Source organism: Actinocrinis sp. (assembly GCF_035938995.1).
Lineage (GTDB): Bacteria > Actinomycetota > Actinomycetes > Streptomycetales > Catenulisporaceae > DASZGI01.
This window is the reverse complement of record NZ_DASZGI010000335.1, coordinates 11,657-27,417: the sequence shown is the minus strand read 5'-3', so window position 1 is coordinate 27,417 and position 15,761 is coordinate 11,657. Positions and strand designations below refer to the sequence as shown.

Annotated in this window: 1 protein-coding gene; it reads left to right on the top strand. The window is 70.9% G+C overall.

Annotated elements, in window-relative coordinates:
* The first annotated feature begins 600 nt into the window (after nt 1-600).
* Nucleotides 601-15,717, top strand: coding sequence for a hypothetical protein (locus tag VGZ32_RS24070; RefSeq protein WP_326888453.1), 15,117 nt, complete (start codon nt 601-603; stop codon nt 15,715-15,717).
* The last annotated feature ends 44 nt before the right edge of the window (nt 15,718-15,761 follow it).

Sequence of the window (15,761 nt, the reverse complement as noted above, 5' to 3'; positions counted from 1 at the left end):
CCGGGCGGGCGTGGGCCGACCGAGACGATCGCGCCGAGCGCGGCCGAACCTACACGCCTGGACACACCGCAGCAGACAGCTGCCATGTCGGAAGCGCTCGGCACCCGGATGGAGTCAGTCGCCCCCGCACAGTCCGAAGCGGAAGGACGTCCGGCGAGCGCCCCCACGGACCCTTTCACTGCGGCGGAGGTCACGGGCACCCGACCGGAGCCTGCCACGGCGACCGAGCGCACGGCCACACCGCTGGAAACGGCCACGGCGCCGGACACGGCCACCGCGCAGCCGGAATCCGCGCGCGCACGACTGGAGTCGGCCCCGCCACCTCGGCCCACGCCCCCGGACCGGACGCCAACAGCCGACACCGCCAGACCGCCACGGCCGGAACCGGGGGACAACACGGGCACCGCGCCACCCGAGACCAGGACAACGGCGCGGCCCCCACGCCCCGAGACCGCTGCCGCGGCGCCCGAACGCCAACCGAGCGCCACCGCAGCGCCCCCGGAACACGTCTCGGCGGATCACACCACCGCGACGCGCGAGACCGGCTCCGTCCCCGGTGACCGCGCCGTCGAAGGCGGAAGGCCGCCGGAGAATGCGCCGATGCCGGACGGGGCGGCGCGCGGCGAGATCCCGGCAGTCGTGGTCACCTCTCCCACGGGTCATCCGGAGCTGCTCTTGTCGGCCGGCGGTCATGAGCCGCCGCCGGTGGTCCGGATCCGGCTTCCGCGCGACACGGTCGCCCATGAGCAGGCGGTGGCCGCGATCCCGCGTGCTGTGGGGTGGAAGACACTGGTGGCGCACACCCGCGACGGTGTCGTGCTGGACGGTGAACAGCGTCTGTCGGGGGAGGACCTGGCCAAGCGGCTCGGCGTCCCCAAGGGCGGCTTCGACGGCGCGGCCGAGCGCGACTTCCGCGGCGTGGTCATGGTGGCGTGCGATGCGGGCCTGGACCTGGGGAGCGGGCCCGCCGCCGCCCTGCACAAGGAGTCGGGTGGCACGGTGCCGGTGCTGGCGCCGACCCGGGAGGCGCTGATCGGCCCGGACGGGGATGTGGTGTCCGGGGTGTGGCGGGTCGACGACACCCTCGACATGGTCCCGGACCCGGTGGGGGACTGGGTCCTGTTCCACAAGGGCGAGGGCACCCCATTGGGGACGGCCTCCTTGTCGGAAGCGCTGCGCGCGATGGGTGAGCAGGCGGTGGCGGGAGGACTGCCTCCCGAGCACCCGGTGGCCTTCACCGCCGACATGAGCGAACACCAGGCCGCCGCGCTGAGAAGACTCGGCTACACCGCCGACGTCGGTGAGCTCGGCACCCGGCGCCCGCAAGAGTCCTTCTACGGGGCTCTCTTGCAGGGCGCGGGGGAGACCATACGCCGGTCCGGCGACGCCGTGCCGACCGTGGACGAGCTTCGGACCAGGGTCGCGGACGCCCTCGCCGCAGACTTCTCCCAGCCGCAGCCCCGCTACGCCCACCTGATCGCTCGCGGCTGGTCGCGTGACGAGGTCGTGGCCGCGGTGCGCGATCCGAAACGGTGGGAGTACCAGCACGACCTGCTGGTGCCGCACGTCGCCGCCGACCTGCTCGGGCTCCACTTGGGCGTGATGGGCACGCTGGGCCTCAACGAGATGATGGGGGACGCGTACGGACTGCGCCAGCGCACTGCGGACGGCGCCCCGCACATCCTGGTACGCGTGGGCGACCAGTATCTGGCCGCCCGCCCGGACCTGCCCTCACCCGAGCGATCGGTCCTCAGCCGCGTGGGGTCGACGTCAAGCAGGCCGACGTCAAGCAGGCGAGTGTCAAGTAGACCGCTCTCCGAGATGATCTCCCCCTCGACCGAGTCGTGGATCGGTCGGTTGACCGACGAGGAGTCGGCTCGCGTCGACCAAGCCGTCGAACTGGCGCGTCCGACCGCCGAGCAGCTCAGGAACTTCGAACAGCGAGGAATGCAGAAGTTCAACGCGGCCATCGAGCCCCTTTCGCGGGCGCGGGCCGAGGATCCCGGCACGGTGTTGGGCGACCTCACGACGCGCACCGAGGCCGCGCTCGAGAACTGGAACACGCCGGCGAGCCTGGAGCACTTGGACCGGCTCAGCGCTCTGGAACGAGTGGCGTTCGCCCAGGATGGGATCGCAGGCCTGGATGCCCCGCACGATCTGGCCGGTGTCAGCGTGCGGAACACCGGATTCGAGCGAGCCCTCGGCGCCCTCGACGACACGACGATGCCGTCTCTCGCGAATCCGATCCGAGAGGCGCTAGAGGGGATCCGCGGCCAAGCCGAGACCATCCGACGTAGCTCCTGGGCGGCGGATGGTCGCGAGGCCGCGGGGCAGTGGGATGCCACGGCCGCGATCGGCGACGCCGTGCGCCGACCGGAGATCGTAGAGCGGCTGAATCGACTGGCGAGCGCGCAGATATGGCATGACCGGGTGGCGACGGAGCTCCCCGCCCGTCGTGAGGCGTTGACGCAGGCGATCCGGGTGCGTGATGAGCTGCGGGAGTCGGCCACGACGCGGATCCAGGATGAAGTCCGCGCGGTCAGCACGTGGCAGGTCCGCCAGTCCAACGCCCTGGCCGACCTCGCCGCCAGGGAGGAGCCGCGGGACTTGCCGGCCGGCTTCGGCCGGAAGGATCCCGGCACCGGGCATCTGCAGTTCCCGATGGGCCGCTACGGTCGCTTCACCCAGATCGGCGACACCGCCGTCGCGGATCACGCGGCCGTCGCCGACCGGTTCGTCAGGGCCGTCGCCGGCGGACTGTCACCCGCCGAGCAGAGCGGCCTGCGCGAAGCGATCGGTGGATTCCTCGTCCGTGAGGGAGACACCACCTTCATGCAGGGGCTCATGGAGGAAGGGCTGACGTTCTTCGTCGGGCCGAACGGCGGTCGGCCCGCCGTCCATCTGCGACTCGCATTCGACACGATGGAGTCGGCGCACCAGTCCGCGGAGGCCCGGGCGATGCGGACCACGCCCGGCCCGGGGCTCCACTCGTGGGTGCCCGAGGCGGAATACGAGTCGTCCGCCACCGGGACCAGGACGGTGGGCAGCACTCGGTCGCTCGACCTCACCGGCACTGCGTCCGTCGCCTTCGGCGGGCTTCCCAAATCGGTGTTCTCGGTCCAGGCGGGAGCGGCGGCCGACGGGACGAGCCGGTCTTCGCACCGCTCCGGCGAGTCCGCGGTCTCCTCCACCAAGCGCACGCTGATCAACGTCGGCGACCTCGCCTACTTCGACCTGCCCGGGGCGACCCTAGTCGGGCACCTCAGCAGACCCGGCGAGGATCCCGTCGAGATCGGCACCGCCGAGCGGCTCGATCTGCGCGTCGCGTTCCCGAGCGCGCTCGCCGTCAAACGGCCCGAAGTCCCGGAGGGTGATCGGCCGCCCGTCCTGGGCCTCACCGACCTCAACGGGCTGGCCCGGGAATTCGACCCCCTGGGCCGGTACCACGAGGCGGCCGACCGTATGGCCGCCGCCCTTCACCACTTCTCCGCCCAGCCCGAGTCGGTGTCGGGACTGCGAGGGATCCGGGAACAGGTGACGGCGCTGTTCGGCGGTGAGGCCGCCGACCCGGGGCTCCTCGAAGGAGCGCGATCGTTGCTGAGCGAGAGCACCGTGCTCCGCCTGCTCGGCGGAATCGCCGGAGGCGGATTCACCTCGCCGAGGCTCGTGAGCTCCGACGGCGAGCACGCGGTCCACATGACCCTCACCGGCGCCCTGCGCAACGCCGTGCTGGTGGGCACTGACGTGGGCAAAGAGGGCGTGCAGCTCATGGAGGAAGCCCAGCGTTTCGTCAACGTCAGCGAAAGCCGTACCGACGGCAGCAGTGCCTCGCTGACCGTCCCCTCAGTCACCGTCCGTCACCCGCTGACCCGCCCCGGCGCGCCCGCGGGCGGATCCACCGGTCTCCCGGGCGGACACAGTCTGTCGTTGCCTGTCAACCCGACCGGAAGCATCTCCACCGACCGCGAAACCACCTCGAACGTCGGCGGCGGTCAGTGGAACGAATTGCGGTTCCACGACGGCAGCGTGCTTTACCAGGCCACGTTCCACCTGGATGTGGACGTCACCGCCACTGACAAACTGCAGCTGGCCGGACTTACCGCCGGCGGCGAGATCACCGTCCACCTCCGCGTGCCCGCTCACCAGCAAGCGCGGTTCGAGGCCATGATGGCTGACCAGGGCGCGCTGGCTCCGGCCCGGGAACCGGCCTACCCGCCGGATTTCGGGCCCGGGAGACAGCCTGTCCACGCCCCGCTGTCGCTGGCGACCGGCCATGGCATCGGCCCGAGCGTGATCGCCCACCTGGCCGGCGGCGAAAAAGTGCTGCCGCGGCTGGTGCGGATGGTGGAGGACGCCGGCTCGGGGGCACCGTGGTCCCGGCCGTGGAACCCCATGGAGATCGCTTCCCTCCGCAACCACCTCGCCCCCAAATTCGGCCACGACGGCCTGATGGACTGGGCCGGCGCCCTGTTCCAGGACGGTGGCGTCCACATGCGTGTGGTACGGCCCACGCTCACGGGCTCCGAGGTCATCGTGGCGACGGTCCGCGGCCGGATCGAGTCCCCGGACGGCACTCGGAACGATCCGGTGCCGGTGAGCCAGGGCCGGGTTCGCGACGTGAACGTGGCGATCATGCCCGTCGCCCTGTCGAGCGTGGGCGGTTCGGACACTATCGGCGCCAAAGGCGACGTGTCGGAGCAGCTGGCCGGTACTGTCGGACTCTCGTCCCACGGCCCGCTCCGGAACATCGGCCTGGGTATCGGGCATGACTACTCCAGCACGAGGGCCGATTCCCTCAGTGCCGCCTCGTCGGACTTCAACATCTCAGGACTGCGGCACCAGGGCACGGCCCACGCCTTCGACTATCGGGTGTCCTTCGAGCTGGAGGTCACGACCAGGCACGAGCCCACGCCGCCTGCCGAGACCGACATGGCCCGGCAGATGGCCGGGGCTTTCACCGGCCGGCCGGAGCCCGCTGACGCCGAGCCGCCGCGTCCGCCGGTCCATTACGTCATCGGGGACGGCAGGGCCCGCTTCATCGTCCCCTCCGGGCTCGCCCCCAGGACGCCCGTGGACGAGGCCCACCGCCAAGAGGTGGGGGTCGCGCGAGTCACCGACGTGCCTGCGCAGCCGGACCGCCATCCCGCCGAGCGCCTGCCACCGCAACCACTGACGCAGGTCGTCATACCACCGCGCGCCGAGCCCTACTTGAACGGCCCCCACGTGCCGCTCCGCCCAGACGACCAAGTACTGGAGGTCTTGGGCGGCGGAGCCGTCGCACGGGAGGTGGTCCGTCTCCTGGAACGGCTCAACGTGCCGCCGTCGGTCTACCGGGAGGTCCCGTGGGCGCTCGCCAGTACGGAGAACCTCGCCGCGTCCCACGTCCGCGGGGGCGCCGAGATCCGGCACACGCTGTTCGACAGCGGGCTCGCGTTCGACCGGCGCATCGACATCACGATCCAAGGTTTCCCCCACAACGAACGTCTGGGGGAGTCGGACGTCAAGTTCGGCCGACTGCAGGTCGCGGAAGCGGGCGTCACCGTGGCCGCGGAGACGGACCGGACCGGGTCGCATACGGGCACCCTCTCGGGGAACCTGGGCATCCTCGGATCCCCGTTGACCGGCGGCACCCTCGGCGGGTCCTGGGCCAGGCACGTCGACGCGACCGGCGGGTCGGCGAGAGTCGTCAACCCCAACACCGGGCGCGCCATCTTCGGCGAGGACAACTATCGCGTGGGCAGCGCCGACATGCTGTGGCGCGTCTCGGTCGTGGTGCAGAAGCACAACATGGTCTTCTCCGGGGACGCCATCTCCGCGCACACCATGGTCGACATTCCGCACGGCGTCAGCTATCTGCGCTCGTCGAGAGACCGGGTCGACATCCGAAGCGCCGAGCCGATCCCGGCCGCGCCCCACGAGACCAGGCCCAGCTTCTCCCTGCTGCGCAGCGACGCACCGCCGACGGGACCGGGGCCCGGACCGGCGCCCCTGTCGGCCCGCCCGGACGCGGGGAAAGGCCCGCGGACCATCGAGACCATGCCCGCCACGACTGCCGACCCGCGTCCCATACCGCGAGTCCCGATCATCCCGGCCGGCGCCGTGTCCGAACGGCTGCTGCCCTTCTCGCCCGTCGCGCCTGGTGAAGGCGCGCGCCCCGAGATCGCGAGGAGCCCGGTGGCCGACGCCGCGCTGCGTCTGCTCGAAGCGCAGGCGCCGGGTCAGCTCGGCCGTTATTGGGTCGTCGGGGATGCGGGCCCGAATGCTTCACGTTTCACGCCGACCTCCCGCCAGGTCTCGGTCGAGCTGGCCAGAGCCCTGGACCCGACCGCATTGGCGGCCCGGTCCGACCTCTTGTTCACCTCCGGCGTGCGGATCTCCCTCTCGAGATCGGTGGCCCTGGGCAACGAGCGGGTCGACATCATGGTCCGGGCCACCCGCGACCCGAGGAACCGCGGCTACGCACTCCTCGAGAGCGTCGACGACATCTACGTGGGGCGGTTCACCTACGGGCTGAACACCGACCGCGCCTTGTCCGGGGACGCACGCGGGGACACGCTTTCCGCCCTCGGGAGCGCGACCGTCGCCCTGCCGGGGACGCCCCACTTCGCCGGCGGCTCCGCCGGGGCGCGTTTGGACGGGGCGTCCACCGTCGCCCGCGGCAACACGACCGCGACGAGCGACGAGATCCGCAGAGAGTTGACCATCCACGGACCGGCCGACCGCTACGTGGGCGAAGTCGACCTCAACGTCTCGCTGGTGAAGACATTCCTTCCGTCGCGGCCGGCGGATTCCGCGACGTTGGGCGCCGCACGACCAGCCGTGAAGATGATCCAGCACCTCGCCCGCGACGAGCCGCGCAGCGCCACCGTGACCATGCGCGAGCAAGTGCTCGTCCCCGTCGATCTGCTCAACCACGACACCCTGCCCCCGATCCGGCGGGACGAAGTCGCCGTGGCCGAGGTCCGGGCGGGATCGACGGCCCTGGGCCTGCGCCAGCGGCAGTTCGTGATCGCCGACGGCCTGCGGGATCACCACGCGGCGCTCGCCGGTATCGACCACGCCAAGCTGCGGCTGGTGCTCGACGAGGCGGTGGCACGCTTCTCCGGCGAGGTCCAGCCCCTCGGCGGCGCCCACAACGCCGCGGTCGGCCAACTCGTCGAGCCGGGCACACGGACCTTGGACGCCATCCACGATCTGATGTCCTACCCGATGTTCGCGCGGCAGTTCGCGCACATGCTCACCGAACCCGGTTTCACGTTCCGCGGGCTCGTCGCGGAGGGCGGCCCGCTCGCGGACACCTCGGGGACCCTCACGGTGAAGATCGAGCTGGCCAATCCCCACGTCCGCGGGTACGCGAACGCCAGCCTGTTGGCGGCGGACTACGGATACCACGAGCGTGGCCACAACCAGACCGGCACCTACGGCCTCACGGTGAGCGGCAACGGCACCACCCGGGAGAGATCGGGCGACCTGGCAGCGAGTCTGCCCCCGAACTCCCTCCGCCAGCAGGCGCTCAGCGAGCCGGTCAACCTGGCCACCGGCCGCTCGCTCGGCGACAGCGGGTCCGCGGCTTTGAGAACGATGACGGTCGACGCGAGGGAGCGCAAGACGCAGATGCTCCGGGTCGACGCGGATGCGATCGTCAATGTGACCCTCGAAGCGCGCAACACGAGGGGGGACCTGATCGATCTGCCCGGCGGCGCGACCACGGTGGCGTTCCAGGCGAGCAGGGCGGTGGAGGTCCTCCTTTCGCCCGAGGCCGCTTTGGAAAAGGGCCTGGTCCACCCGCAGGGCCTTCCCCTGATGTCCGAGGGCGGGGGCCTGTTCGTCGCCGCCCGGGGTGCCCACGGTGTTCCGGACCACACGGTCGAGGAATTGCGTGTCGCCTTGGCGGGCGCGGGACACCCGAAGGCTTTCATGGTCTTCGTCCGGATCGACCATCTGGGCAGGTTCGTCGTCGGGGATCGCACTCTGACCGCGGAGGAGTTCCACCGCACGGTCCTCGCCCCTCAGCAGGCTGCGATCGGCGGGCGGACGTTGGTGCTCGTGGCTGATCGCGGCGACGCGACCGGGCCTTCCAGGGACGTTTTCGCGGGCCCCGCGGCAACTCTCGTGCGACTGGGCCACACGTCGGTTCTCGCCACGGACGGTGTGCTGAGGACTTCGCCGGATGGCGAGTTCCACGCGAACTCCGAGGGTGTCCGCGGTCAGGACACAGCCGATTGGCGGGACACAACCGATTGGCGCCTTCTGCGACCCGGCCGCGGTCCAGAAGAGGGAGAGCTGTCCCGTCAGTACCTCACGAGCACGCTGTCCGGCTCGCTGCGCACGATTGCGGGGGAGACGGATCCGGGCGGCCTGCCCGTCCTTCGTCCTGTCGACAGGCCCAGACCGCAGTCCACCGTGCAGCTCCCGACCGGATGGGAACCCACGGGGGACAGGACGCCATCGGAGTCGCCGTCGCCGACTGGATCCAGGCCGCAATCGCCGTCGCCGGTGCGGACGCCGACCTCAACCAGACCCCCCTCTGTCGCCGGGCAGCCAGTCAGGCCTGGGCGCCCGGTCTTGGTGACACGATCCCGAGAAGGGTCCGTGTCGGGCGCGGCAGATAAACCCAAATCAGTCCGCTGGTCGACGCAGCAGCCGATGACCCCGGGGGACATAGCCGCCGCGATATACGGTATTAAGCCATTGTTTCCCGAATTGGGACCCACCGCGCACGACTTCGCCGTCGAGCCATCCCGGCCGGCGACGCCCGAGCTGCGGCCACCGGGCCAGGGCCCGGGGCTCCGACTCGAGGCTGGGCCGCCGTCTCCGACCGAGGGTGTGGGTGGGGTTCCGGGGGTCCGGCCTGAGTCTAGGTCGCCGTCTCCGACCGAGGATGTGGGTAGGGTTCCGGCGTCCCCGCAGGAGGCCGGGCAGCCGGCGCCGTCCGGAACCAGATCCCCGTCCGTCGCCGGGCCGCCGCCCACCAGGCCCAGGCGTCCGTCCTTGCGGTCCCAGGAAGGGGCCGTGTCGGGCGCGGCGCCGGCAAGAATCAGATCAGTCCGCTTTTCTGAGCTGGAGATGACCAGGGAGGCCTCCGCCTCGGCGGCCGACACGGCTGGCGCGACACAAGGTGCTCGGCCATCCGGTCCGCGCTTTTACTTTCCCGAGGACACCCCGCCGGGGTCCGGCCGGGGGTCGCCGGACGAGTCTATGTCGTCGTCACTGACCTCGGAGCACTTGGGCGGGGCCCCGGGGGTCCGGCCCGAGGTCGAGCAGCAGGCGCCGCCCGAGCGCTTGCGGGTGGATACAGGGGTGCGGCCTGAGTCTGCGCCGTCGTCGGCGACCGAGCGGTTGCGCGCGGTCCTGGAGTCCCCGCATGAGGCTGAGCCGTCGTCATCGATCGAGCCCTTGCGGGTGGATACGGGGGTGCGGTCTGAGTCTGCGCCGTCGTCATCTACCGAGCCCTTGCACACGGTCCTGGAGTCCCCGCACGAGACTGAGCCGCCAGCGCTGACGGCCCGGGGAGACGAGCCCAGCCCGACGAGGCCGGCCGAAGCACCGACCGGCCCGTCCGACGCGAAGGGCAAGGGTAAAGCCCCTGCGCCGGCCGCCGAGGGCGAGCAGGTAGCCGCCCGGGAAGGGTTTGTTGCCCGGGAAGAGGCTGCCAGTCGGGAGGAGCTTGCTGCTCGGGAAGAGTTTGTCACCTCGCAGCGGGCCGCAATCGCCGCCCGGGATGCCTTGGACGAGGCCCGACGCACGTTGGAGGCGGGACGGTCGGGACCATCGGACGCGCCCGACCCTCGCACAGCGGTCCAACAAGCGGAATCAGACTTGGCCGACGCCCGGGCTAGGCACGAGCGAGCAGAGGTTGAGATGCTGCGGCTCGGCCTGCCGACTGATATCGGCGATGCCCCGCGTCCCGGTGGGATCGGCATGCGAGAACCTTCGCCGGCTCGGCCGAGCGACGTCCCGCCAGGACATGCCTCGACAACGCCCAGACCGCCAGTGGAACCGGGACGTGTCGCCGTGCTGACGCGGCACTTTGAGCGCTTGGACCGAGCCGGGCGGGGTCTGGCGTCCTCCTCTGCCGCGCCGCCGCCGCTTGAGCGCAGGCCCGCGGGCGGTGTGGTGCTTGAGCGCAGGCCCGCGGGCGGTGTGGGTGAACCGCCGCCCGGCCACGTGCGGGTCTCTGAGGGTGTTGACGTGAGGACGTTCGACCGCTTTGTGGAGCAGTCGGACTCGGCGTGGGCGGTGCGCGATCGCGGTGACGAGCTCGCGTGGGCTCAGCAGGTCGCGGTGCCGGACGGGTGGCGGGCGGTCGGTGTCCACCTGGATCCGGTCTCGGGCGGAGTCTTGGTCGACGGGCGAGTCTTGTCGCATGATCAGAGTGTTGAGTTGCTGCGGCCTTTGGCGCAGCGACTGTACAGAGAAGGACGGTCGCTGGCGTTGGTGGCCTGTGGCGGCGATTGGCTGGCGCGGGACTTGTCAGTGCTGGTGCCCGGACTGCGGGTGGCGTCGTTCAATGACTTTGCGGTGCAGCTGCGGGACGGGCGGGTAGTTGCCGGCGACTCGACGGGGCGGGTCCGTTTGCCGGACGTGGTTCCCTGGTGGCAGGCCGATCCCAGGCGTGAGCACGTGCCGGGGGTGCGGGTGTGGCACATAGGACACCTCCAGCCCGAGATGTCGGGCCGGGTACTGCGTGATGCGCTGGCGTCGCGGCCGACCGACCCGGCGGCTGAGGAGGTGAGCGCCGAGGAGGCGGCGAAGGCCTATGTGTGGACGGATGCCAGCGGGGGCTCGGACCGGTTGGTGCCGTCGCAATACTCGTGGCGGCCGGCTAGCCGCCGCCAACATCGCCCGGATGATCTGGGCGGCTCCAAGGACGGCGGCGGACCCGACGACCCCAAGGGGCCCGGAGCACCCGGGGGTGCGGGTGCGCGAGATGAGTCCGGGGGCTTGAGCAGGCGGCCGACGTCGGTGGTGGACCCGATTACCACCGGGCACCCCGGCGGGCCGGACGCGTCGCCCAGGCAGCAGGCGACCACACCGGATTCCGGGGCGGCCGGGGCGGACCCCTCTCAGCGCGGGCTGACGAAGCTGAGCGGGGTCGAGAGCGAGTCCGAATTCACGGGACTGCCGGGGTTCGAAACCAAGCTGACCGACACCACAGCGGTCACACCCGAGCGTGCGGTGGCCCAGACGGGGGCCGGTGCACACGGCACCGATGCAAGGCCGACGGCTGAGCCGGCCACGGCGATGACTGGTGCGCAGCGCATCGAGGAGCCGCGCGGGCTGGCGTTGGAGCCGACCGCCACTGATTCCCGCACAACCACCGACCCGCTTGCCGAGCAGCTGTCGTCGGGCAAGGCCGGATCGCCGGTGTCTGCCGAGTTGCCGGTACGTACTGAGACCACTGACATCCCCGCTGCCGATCCGGCCGTCGGCGCCTCTTGGGATGCGGTCTGGGGTCCTGACCGTGGGCGCGAGGATCTGCCGTCGTCTTGGGGAGGCGCCGAACCGGTGGTACGCGTCGGCTCCGACGGCCGGGTCTCTTTTGCGACCACCGGCCTGGAGCGCAACTGGGACGAACTCCCGCTGGAAAGCGGCTGGCGCGCCGCGGTCGTTGCTCAGGCGCGGGAGGAGTTGCTGCGGCTGGGCCACCGACCCGAGGTGGTGCTGGAGCCGGTAACCGATCTGGCGCGGTTGGGGGAAGCGGCCGGGCGGGCGCCGGTGCAGCAGGCCACGCATGTCATCGCGGCGTGGCTGCATCACGCCGCCGTGACCTCGGACGATTCCCGAGTCAACATGGTGCGCGACGGCGACGCGCTGACCCCGGCCGGCAAAGACCTGGCGCGTCGACTGGCCGCGGATCTGGCCCGGCATCTGCCTGCACCCGAACCCGGCCTGCTCGGCGGCAGCTCCCGGCGCGACGAACGAGACCGACCGGAGCCGGTCGCGGGCTCGTCAGCTCACGAGCCGGCGGAACCCGACACCACGGTTGCCGAGGTGTCGGCAACCGTCCAAACTCCGTCCACTCTTTCCGAAGCCCGAACTCAACGCGGGAGCATCGACGATCCCGGGATGCCGTCCAGCCATTCCGGACATGAAAGCGGAGCAGAAGCGGTCACGGCTGGGTCCGACCCGACGCGACAGCCCCCGGCGCCTCGCGTGGAACTGCCGATCGACCGGCGCGAATCAGCACCTCCCAGCCCTGGCGACCTGTCCGTCCACCTGGCCGGCCGGAACCTGCGGCGCGTGGCGATCGACGAGGGCGGCGACTCCTTCCTCAACGCGGTGCGTGAGACCCGCCCTGAGATCTTCGAGGGCAGAGGTCCGGACTTCATGCGGGCGGAGCTGGCACAGGCGCTGCGTTTTGATCTCGGGCTCCCCGAAGAGTTCCGCCGCCTCTGGCCGATCCTTGACGCCCGTGCGATCGACGCCGTGTCGGAGGACATACACCGGGACGACCCGACCGCGGCCTGGAACTCCATCCGCCAGGAGGTGGCCGCGAACTGGAGCGACGATGCGCGCGCGGAGCTGGCCGACCGACTCGCCCAGCCGCGGATGGGCGATGTGGCGGCCGAGCAGGTCGCCCCGTTTGCCGCGGCGTTCGTCTGGCGCCTGCGGATCAGCCGGTTGGACGACCGCGGCGGCGTCTCCCACTTCGGACCCGCGGACGGGACCCGGACCGTCCTGATCCGGGAGGCGCGGGAGGATGGAGCGGAGCACTGGAGTGGAACCGCACTCGAGCACCGCACCGCGGAGACGCCAAGCCCGGCACTCCTCGAAGTCCCGGTACTCTTCGAACTCCAGGTACCACGGACCCACCCCGCTCTCGAACCGCTGTCCATGGACCTGCTGCGCGTCAGTGAAAGCCGGCGCGCATCGCCGGCCACCCCCGGCGACAGTTCCCAGCGCGGCGAACCAGGGCGACCGGAACTGCTCGCGGAGGGGTCAGCTCACGAGCTGGCGCCGTTCGGCGTGCCGCGACCCGAGCTGTCCGTCGAAACTCCGTCCACTCCCTCCGAAGCCCCAACTCCACGCGGGAGCGGCGACGACCCCGGGATGCTGTTCAGCCATTCCGGACATGAAAGCGGAGCCGAACCGGTCGCAGCCGGGCATGAACCGACCCGACAGCCCCCGGCGCTTCGCGAGCAGCCGCCGATCGGCCGGCTTGGATCAGCACCTCCCATCCGTGGCGGCCTGCCCGCCCGCCTGGCCGACTGGAACCTGCGGCGCGTGATGATCCCCGGGAACGGCGACTGCTTCTTCAACGCGGTGCGTGAGACCCATCCCGAGATCTTCGAGAGCCGGTACGCGCACCTCATGCGGGAGGAGCTGGCACAGAGTACGCACGCGGACCTCATGCGGGCGGAGCTGGCACAGGCGCTGCGTCTAGAACTCGGGTTCCCCGAAGAGTTCCGCGAACTCTGGCCGCGCCTGGACGTCCCGGCGATCGACGCCGTGTCGGAGGACTTGCATCGGGAGTTCCCGACCTTGGCCCGGGACGACATCCGCGAGGATGTGGCCGCGAACTGGAGCGACAGGGCGCGCTTGGAGCTGGCCGATCGTATCGCGGAGCCGGGGGTGTGGTACGAGGCGGCCGGGGACGTCGCGCCGCTTGCCGCGGCGTTCGTCTGGCGCCTGCGGATCAGCCGGTTGGACGACCACGGCGGCGTCTACGAGCTCGGACCCGCGGACGGGACCCCGACGGTCCTGATCCGGGAGGCGCGGGTCGACGGCGCGGAGCACTGGAGTGGAACCGCGCTCGAGCACCACACGGCCGAGGCGCCGCGCCCGGCATACCTCGAAGTCTCGGCACCCGTCGAAGGCCCGCTACCGCGGACCCACTCCACTCTCGAACCGCTGTCCACGGACCTGCAGCGCTTCACCAGAAGCCGGGGCTCGGTGCCGGCCACCCCGGGCAGCGAGCGTGGCGCCGGTAGCAGGCGCTCCGCCGCGGGGCGTGACCGGTCGGCATCGAAAACCAGCGGTGGGCTGAAACCGAGCCCGATCTCGCCTGCCAGCAGGCGCTCCGCCGCCGCGGGGAGCGACCGGTCGAGATCGCAAACCGGCAGTGGGCCGCGTCCGAGCCCGATCTCGCCTTCTTCCGGAAGCGGCAGGATCCCGGGTCCTGCGGACGTAAGCGACGAAGTGGTGGCCAGGGCCACATCGCTGGTTCGCGGCCGGCTGAGCGGAATCCGGGATGACGCGCTGACCGCGGCAGCCGGCCGCGACGTGTTCGCGGCACGGCGACCGCTGCCCGTGCCCCGTTTCCTGGCCACCGGTGAGGGCGCACGCCGGGTGGTCTACAACTTCGACGACGTGTCCGCGAGCCGACGAGCCGACCTGTTCGCCAAGCTCGACATGCGCAGGCCGGGCGCACCGACCTGGGCGGAACTCCAGCCGCGGCAGCTGCGTTCGTCGCCGCGCGTGTCAACGAACACGAACTACTCGGTGACCCTCAGACGCGGGCTGGTCGCGCGGGAATACAGCATCCCGCACCTGCTGCACCACATCTGGCTGGGGAGTCCGCTGAGCGAGGACCACGGCACGAGAACCAACTTCCGGGCCGGCGTGGAGCACGCCAGGCGCCACAATCCCGGCTTTGACACCCTGCTGTGGACCGATGTGCCCCGCACCGAGATTCGGCAGGCGCGCGTCGCGCTCGTGCACGGCTCGGTGGCGCAGGGCAGGCAGGCCGATGTCGCGGACATGCTGCGGTGGGCACAAGGCGCAGACGTCCGGCTCGTCAATATGCACGAGTTCTTGTCAGTCGAGGACTCGCCGCTCACCCCGTGGCTCCAAGGGGAGTTGGCGAGGAGGCTGGGAACAGGGTTCGCGGCGGCCAGCGACGCCCTTCGCGTGATGATCCTGCACCGGTTCGGCGGCGTGTACGTGGACGGCGACAACACGGTGTGGAACCTGGAGCGGACCGTCCACGACGTGGTTCGCGGCCCGGACGGCTTCGCCATGCTGGAGGATCAGCACGGCAATCTGAGCAATGATGCGATCATGTCGGCGGCGGGGACCAGAGCGACCGCGGTCTATCTCGAGGCTCTGGAGAGCAGGTTCAGCAAGCCCATCTGGCAGTTGTACGCGGAGTCTGCCGTCGCGCAGTACCGGATCGGCGGCGCCGTGGAACTCGACGACGCAACGCGGTCTCAGTGGAGCGCCATGGTCAACGTCGATCAGGAGATCGTCCTGCGCACCGGCCAGGCGCATTACGATGTGGCTCCGCAGCTCGGCTACACGTACCGGGAGGACCGCAGCGGGATCAGAATGACGCCCGCGGCACAGCTGGCCCGGATCCCGAACACAGTCATATCAGATGCCGGACACGCCATGAGCTGGACGCACGCGCCGACTGCACTGCACGCCGACGAGCACGTCGTGGCCGACCGGATCGAGTCGGCGGTGGTCAATCTTCATCGCGATCTCGCCACCAGATCCGGGCACGTCTACCTGCCGACCGTCGCGCGAATTATCAGCACCCTGCAGCCGCCGCAGGCCAGGGCGGCCCTTTTCGCGGCCGCCTTGGACATCTTCAGGGAATCCCTACAGCCGACTGACAGGATCGAGGCGTTCGTGGGCGGCCGGCAGTACAACGCCGACGGCATCATGAGTCTGATACCAGGTGCGGAGGACATCGTCCGCCAACGCTTTCCTCAGGTGCCCTACCTGCGGTGGAACCACCTGCTGGGAAGGTTCTGGCCGGCAGAGGACTGACGGACGTCGCGGCAAGGTGTTCGGCCCGGCGCCCGGTCGGCATC